The organism is Mucilaginibacter agri (assembly GCF_009928685.1).
Classification (GTDB): Bacteria; Bacteroidota; Bacteroidia; order Sphingobacteriales; family Sphingobacteriaceae; genus Mucilaginibacter; species Mucilaginibacter agri.
Map to the genome: position 1 here is coordinate 39289 of NZ_WWEO01000040.1, position 16801 is coordinate 56089.

Consider the following 16801-nt stretch of genomic DNA (forward strand, 5'->3'; position numbering starts at 1 on the left):
TATTAATTATTTCCAGTTTTCTTTGAATTTAGAAGCGGCAAAAAGCATTTCTGCGGTCACCAATTTAGCCTGTGCCTCGTATTGTTCATCAGTTGCATCCGCAGCCAATGGCGCATATTGTAATTTCACCGCAAACTTATCTTTGCTGGCCAGCAGCGATGCCGAACTTTCCTGCGCCAGTACGTGAATAACTTGCGGATTAGATGCTGTAGTTTCTAATGTTACCGAACCGCCCTGGTCGTTGTATTTGATTTCATTGCCGTTTACTTTAAAGCCAAGTTTTGCCAATGCGGGTGCAACTTTCGCAGAGGTTGCCGAACCTGCCAAGACAATCTTAACATCGTTTATACCGTAAGAAGCCAGTGCTGCTTTTAATACCGCCATCGCTACAGGCGCACTAAAACCGTCATCGCCCAAAAATTCCACGATCACCGGCTGTTTCCGGGCCCTGGTCGTTATTCCCAACTGTTGTATGCCACCAAGTACATCCTGACGATCATAAGTGACAGCGTTACTCTTTTTGAGCAGTTTGAATGACTGTGCCAGTTCTGGAAAAACAGGTTCACCCACAGGGGCGAAAGCGGAACTTACTACCAGTAAAGCCGCTAAAAATACAAAGGAAAATTGTTTCATGATTTAGTTTTTAAGATTAATTGGTTTATTGCTATTTAACGATAGAATTGGTTAAAAAAACAGTTAGTTAACGTGTTCATTTACAAAGTCAGCAGCATAAACTTTGATCATATCCCTCACACGGCGAAACTCATTTATTACTTGTTCGGGTGTGCCGGTTGCTTTGGCCGGATCAGGAAAATTCTCATGGAAACGTTCTACCTTGCCGGGAAAGAACGGACAAGCTTCGTTCGCATTATCACAAACGGTGATCACCTGATCGAATGAGATAGCCTGATACTCATCCACGTGATTAGAGGTATGCCCGGAAATATCGATATGATCCTCAGCCATTACTTGCACAGCTTTGGGATTGACACCATGTGTTTCGATACCCGCACTGTAAACGTTGGCTTTATCGCCTGCAAAGTAACGAAGGTAACCTTCAGCTAACTGACTGCGGCAGCTGTTACCGGTGCAAAGCACTAATATATTTTTCTTGCTCATAATGTTTTTTTCATCACTATTGCCGACACCGGACAAACATGGCTAAATTCAGTTGATTGCTGTATTTCTTGGGGCACTTCGACCCTCGTTATTCGAACAAAGCCTTTCCGTTCAAAGTAATCAGGCGCGGTTTCCGTTAAGAGGTACAAAGCCGATAAGCCTTTAAGTTTACTCACTTTATCCAGCCGTGCCAGCACTTTGGCTGCTATCCCTGTTCCGCGATAGTCTGATTGGGTGGCTAAAGACCGAAGCAAGCCGAACTTCCCGTAAACTTCAACGCCACCAACTCCTACGACTGAACCATCTTGAATGGCTACGATAAAGTTGTCGAGTGTTTTTGGCAGATCTGCTACTGGCAGATTTTCAGCTGCCAGCAGTTCGATCACTTTATCTTTATAGGGTTGGGCCTCGTCGAGTATCATCTTTAATTTATTAGCAGCAGCCGCCACCTGGTGTGCAGCAAGCTTCAGCAGGAGCAGCAGCGAGGTTCACTAATTGTATTTTCGGTTTTTCGGCAACGGCAGGTGCACAGCATTCTTCACCGTTATCGTTCGTACCACAACTGCCACCACGGCTTATTGCTTTGCATTGTACTGCATCTGGGCGCAGGTCAACTGTTAAAGCGTTGCCATCAATGATCATTTCATTAGGAAACATCTGGCGGGTATCAAATTCGGAATTGCCGAATTCAATCTTCACCGTACCGTTCGGATTAAGCGGCAGCATTTTTTCAACAATATCAACGATTGATAAGGCCTTAGCAACTTTCATGGAGCGTAGCTGTTGCTCGCCTTCAGGAACCCATAGCTGGACGATGATCTCTGTCCAGGCATTCATTACACCACCACAGTCAACGGATGTAATCGGCGCTTGCTTAATTTCGGTGATATGGTAGGCCGCATCAACTAATTTGCCTTCTGCGTATTGAAATTGCAGGTCAAGATCAGGATGCTGTAATAAGGTATCTTTAAAGGTTTTCCAGTTAATCGCTTCTGCTTTATTCATGGCTTTCTATTTATTTAATATTGTAATATTACGATGGATGTATTCAAATTTTTTTAACAGCAGGTCGCTTTCACATCAAAGGCGGAAAAAAAACTGCCCATCTGTTCTTTTAGCTCGTTCCAAACCGGTGGATTAATACAGTAACAAACGCTAACGCCTTCAATGGTGCCTTGTATCAAACCGGCGTTCTTCAGTTCTTTTAAATGCTGTGAAATGGTCGGCTGCGCTAAACCCAGTTCATCCACCAGGTCGCCGCAGATACAGGTATTCGATTTAATGATCTCCTGTAAAATAGCGATACGTGCAGGATGCGCAATGGCTTTCAGCATCACAGCTAACCTGTTTTGTTCGTCGGTGAATATTTCTGTTTTTGTTAAGCCCATTGTTTATATTGCAATATTACGATTAATATTCAATAGCAAGAAACAAATTATCAAAATTTAATTAGCTTTGGGATAATGATATAAAATGCAAGCCAGCGAATTATATAAATTAGTTAACCAGGTGGATCTTGTGTCGTTGAGAACGGTACTTGAGGGCGACCCAAGCCTGGCTAATGGGGGTATTCCGTGCAGCGATGCTCAGCCGGAGATGAAAGGCCATCCTTTGCATCGGCTATGTGATTTGGTTTTTGCTAAGATCATTACTGAAGAAAAAGCTATTGAAATAGCAAAAATCTTACTTGAGTTTAATGCTGACATTAATGGTTATCAATCAAAAGGCGATAACAACACCCCATTGCTCGCGGCAGCAAGCCTCCACGCGGAGAAATTAGGAATATTCTACATTGAGCAGGGTGCGGATTTTTCTTACACCGATCATGACGGGGCCACGGCCTTGCATTGGGCGGCTTTTTGCGGAAGGGATCAATTAGTTGAAGTATTAATTGCAAAAGGAGCAAATATTGATCAACCCGATATCACCTTCAACTCCACACCGATAGGCTGGGCAGTACACACATTAACTTCCGGTGACAATGGTAACCAGTACCATCAGATCAATTGCATTCAACTGCTGTTGAAAGCGGGTGCGGATAAAACAAAACTGGATGCGGATACAATAGCTTATGTTAATACTTTAGCGGCGGTTTAAACGATGACAAAATTAAAAGGAAGCATCCCGGCTTTACCTGTGGTAAACATTCCCGAAGCTGTAGCTTTCTATGAAGGTAAAATGGGTTTTAAAGCGCGGCATCAAGAAGATCGCTTTGCTATTTTAACGCGTGATGGTTTAGATATACACCTTTGGGCGGCTTGCGACCACGATTGGCGATATAAGTTCTGGCTCGTTTTACGGCCCGTCAGTACCGGTGCGGAAAGTTTTTTGGCAGGCACTGCTAGTTGCCGAATAGAAGTAACCGGGATCGATGAACTTTACGAGGAGATGAAAGCCAGTGGCGTAATCTATAACGCCGAAACAGTAGTAGAAGATCAGCCCTGGGGCAACCGTGATTTTCCCACACTTGACCTGCATGGTAACCTGATCACTTTTTTTGAGATCGTAAACTAACTTAGCCGCAGCAGGAAGTACCTTGCTGTATAGGCGGGCATTTTACGGTTCCATAGCTGCAAAAAACACAGCAATCACCAGCCAGCGGCTTTAGTCGGGCTTTACAGCTTTCACATTCGTAAAAATACTGACAGGCATCTGTCGGCATTTCTTCTTCTTTTTGAAAGCCACAGTTAGGACACATAATTACCGAATTGAGTTGGATGGTAGCAGCCATATTTAATTGTTTTTGATGAGCGTTGGCTGATAGCCTATTGCTTTGATTTTATGATCGATACTATCTGCATTGGTTTTGGCCGGATCGTATCGCACAATAGTTTGCGCTTTTTCAAACGATGTATTCGATGACGTCACACCGTATAGGCCCATTAATGAACCGTCAATATGTTTAGTGCAATCCGCGCAACCCATACCTTTAATATCTATACGAATGGACTTTAAGTTACCTTGCAAATCAACAAATTTTGTCTTCGGGGTCACTTTATAGATCATTGGGAAATAATAAGGGAAGGCCGTCAGTACCGCTGCGAACAGGGTAACGATCAACAGGAACTTTTTAGATTGCCAAAAGGAACGGTTGGCTGGTGTGCAGCAGTCTTTTTCTTTTATAGGCGTAAACACCAATTGCTCGTACCAGGCAAAAGCGAATACCAGTATCGTTATACCGATCAGATAAGGCCGGTAAGGTGCTATCCAATTAAAATAAGTAGCGGCGCTGCTTAAGCCGCCAAAGATGGATAACAAAGGCGCGATACAGCAAAGCGATCCGGCAATTGCAGCAAGCAAGCCACCTATCCAGCCTTTATGATCTGTTTTTTTCACGCTCTGACTTCGATTAAGGGTTCTTGTATAATCTGGAAGAATGGTTGGAGTAAGGTAATCTGCGAAGGGTCGACTGAATAGAAAACGGTTTGTCCCGACTTGCGTGATCGGATAACGCCACCATCCTTCAATTTGCGGAGGTGCTGCGACACTGCCGGGATCGTCATGTCAAGTATGTCGCTCAGATCGCAGGGGCATAATTCCTTCTCTTGTGTCAACAGGAATAAGATCTTCAAACGAACTTCATTACCTGCTAACGCCACCACTTGTGAAAGATCCGTAAAAGCCTGCTGATGTTCTTTTACCACATTACGGCAGATATTGATCTGCCTGCTGTCTGCAAATATCCGGGTGCAATTATCCATTGGGTCAAAGATAAGCATTTAAGCAACTGCTTAAATATATTTGACGTAATTTAATGGTTTTTTGTATATTTGTTTAGTCAATAGGGCGTGTTACCTATGTAACTACCTTAAACAACAAGAATAAAGGCAAATCATTGAAATACAGTGATTTAAGGAAATAGGTTCGAGCCCAGGTGGGCGCACTAAGTAGACAAGTTCTACATCTTGAAATCCCTTAAATCGATGATTTAAGGGATTTTTTATTAATTATCTCCATACTTACCTCTTGTAAAGCCTAGATTCTTGTTACCTGTCGGCCTACCTTTATATACTTAGGCGATATAGATCGCTTCAATTAACTGTCTTAAAAACTGCGATGGAAACAAAAGCACTAAATGGAACAAGCGTCGCCGATCGGTAGAAAAGGGGCTAAAAGTTCGCATTAGCCCATTATTTCGTTACGCTTCTTCGTTGTTACTTTCCGCTTCTGCTTTTTTTGCAGCATCATTGAGATTTGTTGTAATCGGATTTGCCGCCAGCAACTTTGCGAAAAAGGCCAGATTGGCGGTCATATAGCGCAGGCTTTTATTTGTATAAAGGTAACGCTCGCCGCCGGCTTCTACATAGTCCTTCTCGCCGCCTGCCAGGCCAACCCAATAGGCGTTCACATTTGGCGGTATGGTAAAGCCCACTTCCTGCAGCGACCACAAAACCTGAGCCGCACAGCTGTGTGCACCGTCCTCGTTACCGGTAATTAGGCAGCCACCTACCTTATTGTAAGGCATATATTGGCCAGTATTTTTATCCATCAAGTCTTCATCGCGGAAAACGGCATCCAGGCGCTCAATTACTTTTTGCGATGTAGAGGCTAAATGGCCCATCCAAATCGGGGTTGCGATAATAAAGATCTGGCAGGCTTTAATTTTTTCCAGTATTTGCGGCCATTCGTCACCATCGCCTTCGTCGGAGGTGTTACCGGTAAGCACGTTAAAATCGTTAAGACGAATGATCTCGGTTTCAATATCCTGTTCTTTAAGCTGCCGTGCAGCTTTTTCGGCCATTGCGCCGGTATTCGAAAAATGGGGACTGCGTTTAAGTGTGCAGTTAATGATCAGTGCTTTCATAATTTATGGAGTGTTTTATTAATTGGTCGGCTTTGAAATAGCGGGGGAAGAATTTCGATACACTTACAGCTTCATCTAACAAAAATGACCGCCCTGAGGCAGTCATTTTGATAAATTGTTTAACGATTTATTTTGAGGCGTCGCGTAGTGCTTTAATGCGATCATGCGCGGCGTTGATCTCAGAAGCCTGCGCGCTTATTTTGCTTTGGGCTTCAGGGCTTAGCTCGTTTTCTGATAGGGCCTGCTGGTAAGCCTTTTTAATCGCGTCTTCGCCACGTTCGGCTTCACTTAAAATGCTGGCGCGGTCGTTACCGCCAAAAATCGATTTCACATCAATCCATGCACGGTGCAAGCTCCCGCCCGCGCTGGTTCCGGTTTCGGCCTCACCGCCTTCATTGGCTACAATCTGCGTCAACTCCTGGCTGAAACGGCGACTTTGTGCAGTATATTCCTGGAACACTGCTTTAAGATCTACGTTCTCGTCTTTAATATCCGCGATTGCCTTTTCAAAACCGGCTACGCGGTCGTTGTTGATCTCAATAAGATCATTCAATACTTCTAATGATTTTTCTAACGTTGCCATAGGTATATGGTTTTATTTGTTTAAGAAGCTTTTGCAAGAGGTGTGCCAAGTATTCCCTCCAGCACAAGTTTGGAAGCGGCCTCGCTAAAATCAAGACCGGAATAATCAGGATTGAAGCCGCCAATAAAGGGCACCGCCATCACGTAGATCCTGTCGTTCAATGCGTTGAATTCGTCCAGCAATTGAAAATGATCATTGATTGCCAGGCCCGGAACCGTTAGATAATAATTTCCATCAATATCTTTAGTAATATTTTTATTGTTTGAATTAAATAATTGTCGTCCTGATTTTTGGTCGCGAAATGCCAACTGTGCCTTACTGCCGCTCCGTTTCAATCCTTCGAAAGGTATGTCTTCAAAGGGAATGTGTAGCTGGCCAATGCAATCAATGAATAGAGCGTAATGTTTACCTGCGTAATTTGCTCCTCCATTTTTATTTGGTTCGGGTTGTTCATCATCATCTACCTTTACCATAGTTAGCCTGCCAGCCTCATGTAGGGCCATTAGCGTTTCGGCGGAGCTTTGAGGCACGAAAGCGATGACGACCGAAATAAGTGGCATCAGGGTTTTCTGTAGGCGGAGCATATCTTCCGCAGAGAAATATTTGGCCGGGTAATTCATCGCAAAGCTTAGGATAGCTAACATTTCTTTCCAGTATATGGATTGATGTTTCCTAATCGAGCGTTCCGCCTCTGCATACTCCGCTTTCAGCAGCTCAAACGGATCTTTCTCTTCTCGTTTAGCCATCATATAATCTACAAACTGCTCCATGTTGAAGTCTTTTATTTCGGCATAGCAGGCTGGATCATGTTCCTTAATCCCATTCTTGAAGTTTTCTTCAAAAACATAGTCCAATGAAAGAAAACCATCATTGGCTGCACGGTTTGCTGAGATTTTTTCAGATGGCAGAACAGTGTCTTTTCCAAGGTGAGAGTCTTCGAGATGGAAGCGCACAGCAGGAAGAAGGCCGTCGCGCGAATGCAGGACGATTCGGAAATCAGGACTTTCGGGATTGGCATAAAAACACAGTTTGCCCCGTTCATCTTTTTCGAAACGACCGTTATGCCGCCCCAGGGTACGTATGGCATCAATAGCCGTAAGAGAAGAACCTCGGATAGCAACGGCATGATTGGCGTTTAAGGCAATTTTTTCAGGAGGGTAGGGCGAATCAAACCACCCCGGCAGTTTGCCTTCGTGTTTTTTTGGCCAAAAGTGCCCTGTACAGATAATAACATGATCATAGTCTTTCTCGTTCTTGTTTGTAATAACACGTACGTTTTCCTTTTTAGGATCATCGACTATATCTATCACCGGCGTATTAAAGTATAGGTTGGTTTCCATGCCAGCATGTTTCGCCTTTTCCAGCAACAATTTAAATTGTTCGGAAAGATACCTGCCGAAAAGAAGGCGCGGCAATACTTTATAATCGTTAAAACGCTCCGGATCGATATGATATTTGTTCAGGGTATCTTTCTCAACGGTTTTAATCCAGTCAGCCACCCCGGTAATCAGGTCAGGTATTTCATTGCCGGAAACATTCGTGATATGTTCGTCTGCCGCACCATTATTACTATAGGGCATGCCGCAGCCTATGCAATCACCTTTTTCATAAATGTCGACTACGAAATTTTCCCGGGAAGCATTTTCGATTAATCGTTTATATAAAAAGATAGCACTCGGTCCGCCGCCTAGGATTGCCAGGGTTGTCATGGTTGTCATGGTTATTTTCGTTAGTGATATATTTTCTTACAATGAAAATGAAGTCCTTTTGTTTGTTGGGCAGTAATTGAGTCGTAGTAATAAATAGGTATCAAAAAGAACCTTGTTATCTTAAATATTATGGCGATATGTAGATAGAAGGCAACACTCTCATCAATATCAAATCGATATATTTGTGTACTATGAAAAACAGAATTATTGGTTTTGGGCTGCTTAGCCTATTGCTTTTAACGTCTTTTAAAACCGCTGACCATAACAAGCAGGTTGTATTAATGGGGTTTGCGGTTGTAGAATTGTTTACCTCGGAGGGGTGTTCTAGCTGCCCGCCCGCCGATCAAACGCTGATGCAATTGAGTAAAGAGTTTGCCACCAAGCCTGTTTATTTTCTAAGCTTCCATGTAGATTATTGGGATAATAAAAGTTGGAAAGATCCTTATAGCGACCATGATTATACGGATCGCCAGCGCCATTATACTCAATTATTTCACGCCGAAACTTATACCCCTCAGGCTGTTTTTAATGGCAAGCAGGAACTTATTGGCTCGGAGGGTGATAAATTACGAGCTTTGATTAAAGCTTCCTTAAAGGTCTGGCCATCCAATTCTATAAGTTTTGGCGCTACTATAGCCAATAATCAACTGAACATTAAATATGATTTGCATTCAGTTACCGATGACGATCTTGTGAACGTTGCCTTAGTGCAGGAGCGCGCTACGGATAAAATAACAGGCGGCGAAAATAACGGTGCTACCATCAGCCATGTAAATGTGGTGCGTGCTTTTAAAACAGTTAGTGCAAAACTCAGCGGCACAGCACAATTAACGATTCCGTCGGACATGGCGGGTAAAGCATTCCGGATTATCACTTACATTCAAAGCAAAAGCACCTGGAATGTTACCGCCGGTAATACCATTGTTATCAGTCCATCGAGAATAATTACGGTTTCTAAATCAAAATAGTTACACGGCGGCGGTTGTGTGTTTTTAATAAATTGATTTAATTGCGGGTAGCAATTCTGCCTGTAAACCTAGTCAATGAGAAAGAAAAACAACCTGCTTTTACTGCTGGCCGTTTGTGCCGTTCAAGGCGTATCCGCCCAAAATACCAATATATATCACAAGGGCTGGATAGATTTCAACAAGAACGGAAAGAAAGACATATTTGAAGACCAGCAGCAACCCATAGATAAGCGTGTAGCCGACCTGCTGTCGCAAATGACCGTAGAAGAGAAGACCTGCCAAATGGCTACGCTATACGGCTATAAGCGCGTTTTGAAAGACGAGATGCCTGTGCCATCATGGAGAAACGAAGTTTGGAAAGATGGCATCGCCAATATTGACGAAGAACTTAATAGCCTTACTTCTTATACTGATGACGCACAGTCGCAATACTCATTTCCTTACAGCAAACATGCGGAGGCCATCAATACCATTCAGCACTGGTTTGTAGAGCAAACCCGTATCGGTATCCCGGTTGATTTTACTAATGAAGGTATTCATGGTTTAAACCACGATAGAGCAACTTCTTTGCCGGCACCAATAGGTATTGGCAGTACCTGGGATAAAGACCTCGTACGCAAAGCTGGCCAAACGGTTGGGCGCGAGGCTAAGGCTCTGGGTTATACCAACGTATATGCACCTATACTTGATCCCGCCCGCGACCAGCGTTGGGGCAGGGTAGTGGAGTGTTATGGCGAAGACCCATTCCACATTGCCGAATTAGGCAAGCAGATGACACTTGGCATCCAGGACGAGGGCGTAGCTTCTACCTTGAAGCACTTTGCCGTTTACAGCGTGCCCAAGGGCGGACGCGACGGTAATGCACGTACAGACCCGCATGTGGCCCCACGCGAAATGTATCAGATCTATCTTTACCCATTCCGTAGGGTAATTCAGGAAGCACATCCCTTGGGCGTAATGAGTAGTTATAACGATTGGGATGGTGTGCCGGTAACGGGTAGCCATTTCTTTTTAACAGAGTTGCTTCGCGAAAAATTTGGTTTTACAGGTTACGTGGTTTCTGATAGCGAAGCAGCCGAGTTTTTGTACAGCAAACACCACGTGGCCGAAGATTATAAAGAAGCCGTAAGGCAGGTAGTTGAAGCCGGCCTGAACGTGCGTACCAATTTCACCATGCCGCAAACTTATATTATGCCGCTTCGCGAATTGATACGGGAAGGTAAACTTTCAATGAAGACCATAGATGAGCGGGTGGGTGATGTGCTACGCGTTAAGTTTAAACTAGGCTTGTTTGATAACCCTTATGTAAGTGATCCGAAGGCAGCCGATAAATTGGTGCACACTACGGATGCCACCGCTATGGGTTTAGAAATGAACCGCGAGAGCATGGTGTTGTTGAAAAATGCCAACAACCTTTTACCGCTTGATAAACAAAAATTAAAAAATATATTAGTTACAGGCCCGCTTGCAGCCGAAACCAATTACGCCATCAGCCGTTATGGCCCATCGCATAACCCGGTTACAACCGTGGTTGACGGAATAAAAAATTATGTAGGGAACAACGCAACTGTTACCTACGCCAAGGGCTGCGATATTATTGATGCCACCTGGCCCGAAAGTGAGATCATTGAAACGCCGTTAACAGACAAAGAGCAGGCCGATATTAACGAAGCAGTCGAAAAAGCCAAACAAGCTGATGTGGTGATTGCCGTTGTGGGCGAGGATGCCAAACGGGTAGGCGAAAGCCTTTCGCGTACCGGGCTTAACTTGCCGGGTCGCCAGCTTAAACTGATACAGGCTTTGCAGGCCACGGGCAAACCTGTGGTTATGGTAATGGTAAACGGACAGCCGCTTACCATCAATTGGGAAAACAGGTATGTGCCGGCAATCCTGGAGGCTTGGTTTCCTGGGCCGGAGAGCGGTAAGGTTATTGCGGAAACTTTGTTTGGAGATAACAACCCGGGCGGTAAACTACCCATCACTTTCCCGAAAACAGTTGGGCAAATTGAAATAAACTTTCCTTTTAAACCGGCTTCGCAGGCAAAACAACCAACTTCCGGACCTAATGGTTATGGAAAAACCAGTGTTAACGGCGCCCTATACCCCTTTGGCTATGGTTTAAGTTACACCACTTTTGAGTATAAAAATTTGCAGGTTAGCCCCGATAAAGCGAACAACCAGGTCGATATTAACGTATCAGTGGAAGTAACAAACACTGGTAAGGTAAAAGGTGACGAGGTAGTGCAGCTTTACCTTAAAGACAAGGTAAGCAGTGTAACCACTTACGAATTTGATTTACGTGGATTTGAGCGTGTGAAACTGGCACCGGGCGAGACCAAAAAGGTGAGCTTTACGCTTCATCCCGACGATTTGGCTTTGCTGGATAAAAACATGAACTGGACGGTAGAGCCAGGGGCGTTTGAGGTGATGATCGGAAGCTCTTCGGAAGATATCAAATTGAAAAAAGAATTTGTAATTCAGTAGCCGAAGTGGTGCATGGTGCAATATTCCACATGCACCACTGTGTTCCTACTTAAAAGTCATTTTTGCCATATTTTGTGTGTTTGTTGCCTGATAATTAATCAATTACATGCATTTGCTGTTTTGAGAAGAGACGCTAATGTTCCACTTTTCATGACTAATAAGTCTTTTTGCTGACATGCGTTTGTCATTAAAAAGACTTGTTAAGTAATGGCAGCAGCTTGCATAACGAAATCTTTTTAGGTGTAGAATGACATCAACAAAAAAAGTATTATTAATGGGCCTACCTTTTTTGCTAGCCTTGTTCAGCGCCTGCAAAAAGGGGGGAGATGGCACCGATAAATCAGATCAGGATTCGACAGGCAAAATCCGGGCTGATTTTGTGAAGGGGGCGGATGTAAGCTGGCTTACCCAAATGGAAGGGTCGGGTGTTAAATTTTACAACAGTATCGGCATAGAGAAAGACTGTTTCCAGGTGTTGAAAGACAAAGGCATTAACACCATTCGTTTACGTGTTTTTGTAAACCCAACAGATGGCTGGTGCGACACTGAAGATATGATCGCTAAAGCGGTACGTGCTAAAAAGTTAGGTCTCAAAATCATGGTCGATTTTCACTATAGCGATGGTTGGGCCGATCCTGCCCACCAAACCAAACCATTTGCCTGGGCTGGGCTCAATTTTGCCGGGGTAGTTAACGCCATGCACGATTATACCGTTAACGTGATGGATTCGCTCAAGGTAAAAGGCATAACACCCGAATACGTACAGGTGGGCAATGAAACGAATGATGGCATGCTTTGGCCCGAGGGGCAGGCATCTAAAAGTATGGTCAATTTTTCTACGTTAGTTACTGCAGGATACAATGCTGTTAAAGAGGTAAGCAGCACATCTAAAGTAATTGTACATATTTCTAACGGGTATGATAATGCACTGTTCCGCTGGGTGTTTGATGGCTTAAAGAAAAATGGTGCCAAGTGGGACGTTATCGGCATGTCATTATACCCAACAACTGTAGATTGGGCCGATTATAATAATATGTGCCTGGCCAATATGAAGGATATGATAGCGCGTTACGATACGCCGGTAATGATTTGCGAAGTAGGTATGGACGTTAACCAGCCTGCCACCACTAAGCTCTTTATAAGTGATCTTGCTGCTAAAGTAAATAGTTTGCCCAACAACAAAGGCCTTGGTGTTTTATATTGGGAGCCAGAAAGCTATGCCAATTGGGCTGGGTACACGATGGGTGCTTATAGTAATTTAGGCAGGCCAACTATAGCGTTAGATGCGTTTGCTAATTAGGAGGTTTTTTTAAGGGCTCGAAGGGTATAATCAATAAGAATGAAAGTCAATATCTTATATATCGTTATCTGTTTGTTCTTTTTAAGCTGTTCGGATAGGAATAAAAAAGAAAGAAAGTCTATTGGTTAAACCGGCATTGTCAGAACGCAACTTGAGTTATAATGGTTCTTTCGATAATCTTGTATGGATTACGAGGAAGAGCCTCCGAATATCTCAAATTACAAGGAAAGGAGACACTTTAAGTTTAGTGATAATGAACAGAACTGTTTATTATCCATTTGGAAAAATTAGGGATGTAGATAGTCTTAAAATGCTAAACGCCCAATTGACTTTGACTAAAGAAATAGCTAAAGATCCGTCGCTTAATTCGTACGAATTAATGAGACTGGCCTATAAGAATAGCTTTATTAAATTCTTTAAAAGAAGCGATACCGGTTTTTTTGAAATAGTGTCAGCAAGAATGTCTGATAAAGAAATAACGCTTCCTAATTATGTTCATATTGGAATGGCGCTTGAAGATTTTCTCGATTTATATTTTGAAAAAAATATAAATCGTTATACGCAAAAAATAAGCACCGTGCAACTGATATCAGGGGTAGACGGAATATGGCAATATTATCATTTCAAAAACGGAGTTTTGTCATCAATTAATTTTAACAGCGACTACACATTCAACAAAGACTAAGATATAAGGCTCCCTTGTGGAAAAAGAGTAGGTCTTATAACATGTAATCGGCCACAAGTAGGACGCTTGCGGTAGCCGGGAGATAAAACTATAACAACTGTGTTGAGAAAGTTGAAAGACAATGGAGTATGGCTATGATTTATAAGACAATATTGTTACTGTCGATTTGGATGATTGACTTAGAAGGCAATAATGAAAAAGCATGTAAAGTATTTAATGACAATTTAACCATTATTAAACAGCGTATAAAGCATGACAAAAATGTGAATGCTGCTAAAGTGAACGGGGCGATTATGTTTTTCGAAGAACTTACGAGTATAAATTCGCAATCAACCGGCAATTATTATGGCCGTTTTTATCCTACAACTTCCGATTACAATAATTGGATGAAGTGGTATAAGAAAAATAGACAAAACCTCATTTGGGACGATAAGTTGGATAGAGTTCGCTTGAAACCTAAATTTACAACATGCTCAAAGTCCTCTGCGAGAGACCCTGAGGAAACTATAATAAGAAATTAAACCAATGATATATTTCTGCTCATTATTGTTGCTTAACTTGTTATTAATCAATTCTATAAAGGAAGTTAAAAGTGATAGTGGTAAAAAATTAAAACTGAATGCAACGGTTAATGCTACCGAATCTTTTGATCTGTTTCTTGAAAAGTTTAAAACTCAAAAGCCTGTTCAACTTAATTGGATTATATTCCCTTTAAAAGCTGTTTCCAAGTCTGAGGATAGGTGGAAAATGGTGGTTAATAGGAATTACCGATGATTCTGACTAGAATTTAAGATCTCATCATGGTCGCTCCCCAATCTGGCGCAAGTATGCCGCGTTAGGTTTGAAGGCAGAGTACTTGTGCCTTTATAAGCGATATTTATTTAACTGTTTATCGTATAGGCGCAAGAACCGTTGCTAGTGCCTCCCATCGCTGGCGCGTGTGCTCAAGTCCTGTCAACAAAGCTTTCTTCCACCGTACAATTACGCATAATTAAATCCCGGTAGTTTTACGCTTCCCTGGCGTGTTGGTTTGCTGCAACTTTGTATTGTCAGTTCGAAACAACCGGTTGAGCAGCTCAGGTTTAAACCGACAAAGGAAAGACCCCAAATTCCTGAACTAGAGGGGATAATTTTATGAACCTTAAAAACCTACAACTATGTCAGCATTTGTTCCTGGTGGAAGTTACACCAAAACCTCAAACAACATCAAAAGTACACTGTACTGCAATTCAAAAAAACGCGATCAGGCCAGCATCCCAGCCGGTATGGATTTAACCAGCCTTAGCCAGGCTAATATCGAAAACCTGGATGGTTTTCTGGTAAATAACCCTGGCAACGGTGGCAGCAACGGTTATGTACCGGGCGGCAGCTATACCATTACTTCAAGCGGCGAAGTGGTTATCTTATCGGCAAATTGCCAAAAGAGAGACCAAAGCTGGCAATATTCAACGTTGGATATTACGCATCTGCCTGTTGGCAAAACGCTGTCAAATATTGATGGTGTGTTAACGGTAGACTAATATCTAAAGCGTTTACGCAACATAGCCTAAACCGTTATTGATACAAATCCCTGATAAATTGGCCCGGATTCCGGATCCGGTATATCAGGGATTTTTTTAGGTTTTAACGGTAGAAACTTGCGGCAAGCCAATCGATTGGTTTTTTCAAGATCTTCCTTATTATAGTAACATCAGTCAGAGACAATTACGGTCGGATACACATTTCTCTACACAGTAATGTGTGCCAATTTCTGTTAGTGCCAAAAAACTAGTCCTAAATTAAGGTGTGATTTCTGGGTCTGTGTTAAAATGAGGCACTTTAACGAGGAGTTGGGATAAAAGGTTACATATTGTTCTCGTGCTTAATAGTATTTATTATTATTTTTATAGCAACTATTTTAAATGCCCAAACTTTATGAAATCTCCTTTACTTATCATTCTATTATTAGGCGCATTCTGTGCCCAGGCAAAGTCTAAGACAGACAGCACCGCTGTTGCCACTACTAATCCCGTTAACAAAGCAGATACTGTTGCATGCTGGTTTAAAGAGCTTAAGTTATCCCGTTATTCTTACGGCTGGTTCCGTCGCTCACAAGATAGTACCTACAAAGAGGTATGGCAGCATGGCTACATGGTTAAAGCTCCAACCGTTGCTTACTTATACGCCGACAAAAAAACACCTGTAAAAAATAAGGTGGTTAATAGTTTCGAGCGTAAGTAGTAAATAAAATACTCAGCAAATTTATTAGTATACAACCCGTAGTTGCTTTTAAAATAAGTAAGGGTGTATGTTATTGCCCAGTGTAACAGGGAGTAACGCTTTGGGCATAGTACGTTCAAAATGTTACAGTAATTAGCTTAAATATGTGTTTTTATAATTCGTATTTATTTATAGACTTGTAAAACTAATTATTAAGGCTTTTTTTATGCAGAGATATACCGGTCAGAAAAGATTACTAGTGGCTGTAGATTGTATTGTTTTTGGCTTCGACGGCCAGAGTATCAAATTATTGCTGGTAAAACGGTCTATCGAACCTTATAAAAATAAATGGAGCCTGATGGGCGGTTTTATGCAGCCCGATGAAACGCCCGATGACGCAGCTAACCGGGTGCTCGAATACCGTACCGGCCTTAAAAATGTATATCTGGAGCAACTGCATGTGTTTGGCTCGCCAGATCGCGACCCGGTAGAACGCACCCTGTCAATTGCCTACTTTGCTCTAATTGACATTAATAAGTACGAGCAACAACTGGTCGACGAGTTCCACGCCGAATGGATTGAGATCAAAGACTTACCCGAGTTGATATTTGACCATGGTGATATGGTGCGTATGGCTAAAAAGCAATTGCGTTATAAGGCCGCTTTGCATCCTATATTGTTCCACCTGCTCCCAGAGCGTTTTACCATACCACAGCTTCAGGCGCTTTACGAAGGTATTTTCCAGGCCGAATTTGACGATCGCAACTTTAGCCGCAAAGTGCTGTCTACCGGCTTGCTTGTTAAGCTGCCCGAAAAGGATAAACAATCCTCAAAAAAAGGGGCATTTTATTACCGCCTCAATCAAACAGAGTATCTCGAAAATTTCGATTCATTCTTAAACTTTGTCCCTAATCCGGATAAGTTGCTTACCGAGAACCTGTAATTAGCGC

Annotated in this window: 21 protein-coding genes; 10 read left to right on the forward strand and 11 right to left on the reverse strand. The window is 42.7% G+C overall.

The window, feature by feature from the left end:
• Nucleotides 1-6 precede the first annotated feature (6 nt).
• From GSY63_RS05930 to GSY63_RS05950, 5 genes are all read right to left on the reverse strand, one after another.
• A complete protein-coding gene (locus tag GSY63_RS05930; protein WP_157526379.1) occupies nt 7-633 on the reverse strand; it encodes a hypothetical protein in 627 nt (208 codons plus the stop codon).
• A 63-nt stretch (nt 634-696) separates the two neighbouring features.
• Nucleotides 697-1119, reverse strand: a complete 423-nt coding sequence (locus GSY63_RS05935) for an arsenate reductase ArsC (RefSeq protein WP_157526377.1) — start codon at nt 1117-1119, stop codon at nt 697-699.
• Nucleotides 1116-1541, reverse strand: coding sequence for an arsenic resistance N-acetyltransferase ArsN2 (gene arsN2, locus GSY63_RS05940; RefSeq protein ID WP_157526375.1), 426 nt, complete (start codon nt 1539-1541; stop codon nt 1116-1118). The genes GSY63_RS05935 and arsN2 overlap by 4 nt, the downstream gene beginning before the upstream one ends.
• Nucleotides 1542-1551: 10 nt before the next feature.
• The gene (locus tag GSY63_RS05945) at nt 1552-2124 is read right to left on the reverse strand and encodes a DUF6428 family protein (protein ID WP_157526373.1); all 573 of its coding nucleotides are present in this window, start codon (nt 2122-2124) and stop codon (nt 1552-1554) included.
• A gap of 53 nt (nt 2125-2177) precedes the next feature.
• Nucleotides 2178-2507 (reverse strand): ArsR/SmtB family transcription factor, encoded by a 330-nt coding sequence (locus GSY63_RS05950; protein WP_157526371.1) that lies wholly within the window; start codon nt 2505-2507, stop codon nt 2178-2180.
• Nucleotides 2508-2592: 85 nt separating this feature from the next.
• Here GSY63_RS05950 and GSY63_RS05955 point away from each other — a divergent pair, with 85 nt between their 5' ends.
• Entirely contained in the window at nt 2593-3216 is a 624-nt protein-coding gene (locus GSY63_RS05955; protein ID WP_157526369.1) for an ankyrin repeat domain-containing protein, read from the forward strand.
• Between the two features lie 3 nt (nt 3217-3219).
• Nucleotides 3220-3633, forward strand: coding sequence for a bleomycin resistance protein (locus tag GSY63_RS05960; protein ID WP_157526367.1), 414 nt, complete (start codon nt 3220-3222; stop codon nt 3631-3633).
• A 1-nt stretch (nt 3634) separates the two neighbouring features.
• On the opposite strand, the gene GSY63_RS05965 is transcribed toward GSY63_RS05960, so the two are convergent.
• The 6 genes from GSY63_RS05965 to GSY63_RS05990 form a co-directional block, all read right to left on the reverse strand.
• Nucleotides 3635-3850 carry a GDCCVxC domain-containing (seleno)protein gene (locus GSY63_RS05965; RefSeq protein ID WP_166584882.1) on the reverse strand — a complete coding sequence of 72 codons (216 nt, stop codon included), beginning with the start codon at nt 3848-3850 and terminating at the stop codon, nt 3635-3637.
• A gap of 2 nt (nt 3851-3852) precedes the next feature.
• The gene (gene merTP / locus GSY63_RS05970) at nt 3853-4455 is read right to left on the reverse strand and encodes a mercuric transport protein MerTP (protein WP_157526365.1); all 603 of its coding nucleotides are present in this window, start codon (nt 4453-4455) and stop codon (nt 3853-3855) included.
• Nucleotides 4452-4838, reverse strand: a complete 387-nt coding sequence (locus tag GSY63_RS05975) for an ArsR/SmtB family transcription factor (protein WP_394367170.1) — start codon at nt 4836-4838, stop codon at nt 4452-4454. Before GSY63_RS05975 ends, merTP begins: the two co-directional genes overlap by 4 nt.
• A gap of 419 nt (nt 4839-5257) precedes the next feature.
• Nucleotides 5258-5923 carry a flavodoxin family protein gene (locus GSY63_RS05980; RefSeq protein ID WP_166584883.1) on the reverse strand — a complete coding sequence of 222 codons (666 nt, stop codon included), beginning with the start codon at nt 5921-5923 and terminating at the stop codon, nt 5258-5260.
• A gap of 127 nt (nt 5924-6050) precedes the next feature.
• Entirely contained in the window at nt 6051-6506 is a 456-nt protein-coding gene (locus GSY63_RS05985; RefSeq protein WP_166584884.1) for a ferritin-like domain-containing protein, read from the reverse strand.
• 20 nt (nt 6507-6526) lie between these two features.
• Complete coding sequence (locus GSY63_RS05990; RefSeq protein WP_166584885.1) at nt 6527-8224, reverse strand: FAD/NAD(P)-binding protein; 1698 nt, start codon at nt 8222-8224, stop codon at nt 6527-6529.
• A 182-nt stretch (nt 8225-8406) separates the two neighbouring features.
• Between GSY63_RS05990 and GSY63_RS05995 the strand changes: the two genes are divergently transcribed.
• From GSY63_RS05995 to GSY63_RS06030, 8 genes are all read left to right on the forward strand, one after another.
• Entirely contained in the window at nt 8407-9183 is a 777-nt protein-coding gene (locus GSY63_RS05995) for a DUF1223 domain-containing protein (protein WP_166584886.1), read from the forward strand.
• 75 nt (nt 9184-9258) lie between these two features.
• Complete coding sequence (locus GSY63_RS06000) at nt 9259-11667, forward strand: glycoside hydrolase family 3 C-terminal domain-containing protein (RefSeq protein ID WP_166584887.1); 2409 nt, start codon at nt 9259-9261, stop codon at nt 11665-11667.
• A 247-nt stretch (nt 11668-11914) separates the two neighbouring features.
• On the forward strand, nt 11915-12967 hold the full coding sequence (locus GSY63_RS06005) for a glycoside hydrolase family 53 protein (protein WP_208094472.1): 1053 nt from the start codon (nt 11915-11917) through the stop codon (nt 12965-12967).
• 253 nt (nt 12968-13220) lie between these two features.
• Nucleotides 13221-13652: a hypothetical protein gene (locus GSY63_RS06010; protein ID WP_166584888.1), complete on the forward strand. Its 432-nt coding sequence runs from the start codon at nt 13221-13223 to the stop codon at nt 13650-13652.
• Between the two features lie 128 nt (nt 13653-13780).
• Nucleotides 13781-14173: a hypothetical protein gene (locus GSY63_RS06015; protein ID WP_166584889.1), complete on the forward strand. Its 393-nt coding sequence runs from the start codon at nt 13781-13783 to the stop codon at nt 14171-14173.
• A 636-nt stretch (nt 14174-14809) separates the two neighbouring features.
• Nucleotides 14810-15172: a cyanovirin gene (locus GSY63_RS06020; RefSeq protein ID WP_166584890.1), complete on the forward strand. Its 363-nt coding sequence runs from the start codon at nt 14810-14812 to the stop codon at nt 15170-15172.
• Between the two features lie 394 nt (nt 15173-15566).
• Nucleotides 15567-15872, forward strand: coding sequence for a hypothetical protein (locus GSY63_RS06025; RefSeq protein WP_166584891.1), 306 nt, complete (start codon nt 15567-15569; stop codon nt 15870-15872).
• 205 nt (nt 15873-16077) lie between these two features.
• On the forward strand, nt 16078-16794 hold the full coding sequence (locus GSY63_RS06030) for an NUDIX hydrolase (protein WP_166584892.1): 717 nt from the start codon (nt 16078-16080) through the stop codon (nt 16792-16794).
• The last annotated feature ends 7 nt before the right edge of the window (nt 16795-16801 follow it).

What these genes read in the sequence shown, in the direction of transcription:
- GSY63_RS05930 (WP_157526379.1), bottom strand. Translation starts at nt 633, where the DNA reads ATGAAACAATTTTCCTTTGTATTTTTAGCGGCTTTACTGGTAGTAAGT.
- GSY63_RS06025 (WP_166584891.1), top strand. Translation starts at nt 15,567, where the DNA reads ATGAAATCTCCTTTACTTATCATTCTATTATTAGGCGCATTCTGTGCC.
- GSY63_RS05975 (WP_394367170.1), bottom strand. Translation starts at nt 4,838, where the DNA reads ATGCTTATCTTTGACCCAATGGATAATTGCACCCGGATATTTGCAGAC.
- GSY63_RS06010 (WP_166584888.1), top strand. Translation starts at nt 13,221, where the DNA reads ATGAACAGAACTGTTTATTATCCATTTGGAAAAATTAGGGATGTAGAT.
- GSY63_RS05955 (WP_157526369.1), top strand. Translation starts at nt 2,593, where the DNA reads ATGCAAGCCAGCGAATTATATAAATTAGTTAACCAGGTGGATCTTGTG.
- GSY63_RS06015 (WP_166584889.1), top strand. Translation starts at nt 13,781, where the DNA reads ATGGCTATGATTTATAAGACAATATTGTTACTGTCGATTTGGATGATT.
- GSY63_RS05990 (WP_166584885.1), bottom strand. Translation starts at nt 8,224, where the DNA reads ATGACAACCATGACAACCCTGGCAATCCTAGGCGGCGGACCGAGTGCT.
- arsN2 (WP_157526375.1), bottom strand. Translation starts at nt 1,541, where the DNA reads ATGATACTCGACGAGGCCCAACCCTATAAAGATAAAGTGATCGAACTG.
- GSY63_RS06030 (WP_166584892.1), top strand. Translation starts at nt 16,078, where the DNA reads ATGCAGAGATATACCGGTCAGAAAAGATTACTAGTGGCTGTAGATTGT.
- GSY63_RS06005 (WP_208094472.1), top strand. Translation starts at nt 11,915, where the DNA reads ATGACATCAACAAAAAAAGTATTATTAATGGGCCTACCTTTTTTGCTA.
- GSY63_RS05960 (WP_157526367.1), top strand. Translation starts at nt 3,220, where the DNA reads ATGACAAAATTAAAAGGAAGCATCCCGGCTTTACCTGTGGTAAACATT.
- GSY63_RS06020 (WP_166584890.1), top strand. Translation starts at nt 14,810, where the DNA reads ATGTCAGCATTTGTTCCTGGTGGAAGTTACACCAAAACCTCAAACAAC.
- GSY63_RS05995 (WP_166584886.1), top strand. Translation starts at nt 8,407, where the DNA reads ATGAAAAACAGAATTATTGGTTTTGGGCTGCTTAGCCTATTGCTTTTA.
- GSY63_RS05950 (WP_157526371.1), bottom strand. Translation starts at nt 2,507, where the DNA reads ATGGGCTTAACAAAAACAGAAATATTCACCGACGAACAAAACAGGTTA.
- GSY63_RS05945 (WP_157526373.1), bottom strand. Translation starts at nt 2,124, where the DNA reads ATGAATAAAGCAGAAGCGATTAACTGGAAAACCTTTAAAGATACCTTA.
- GSY63_RS05985 (WP_166584884.1), bottom strand. Translation starts at nt 6,506, where the DNA reads ATGGCAACGTTAGAAAAATCATTAGAAGTATTGAATGATCTTATTGAG.
- GSY63_RS05965 (WP_166584882.1), bottom strand. Translation starts at nt 3,850, where the DNA reads ATGGCTGCTACCATCCAACTCAATTCGGTAATTATGTGTCCTAACTGT.
- GSY63_RS05935 (WP_157526377.1), bottom strand. Translation starts at nt 1,119, where the DNA reads ATGAGCAAGAAAAATATATTAGTGCTTTGCACCGGTAACAGCTGCCGC.
- GSY63_RS05980 (WP_166584883.1), bottom strand. Translation starts at nt 5,923, where the DNA reads ATGAAAGCACTGATCATTAACTGCACACTTAAACGCAGTCCCCATTTT.
- GSY63_RS06000 (WP_166584887.1), top strand. Translation starts at nt 9,259, where the DNA reads ATGAGAAAGAAAAACAACCTGCTTTTACTGCTGGCCGTTTGTGCCGTT.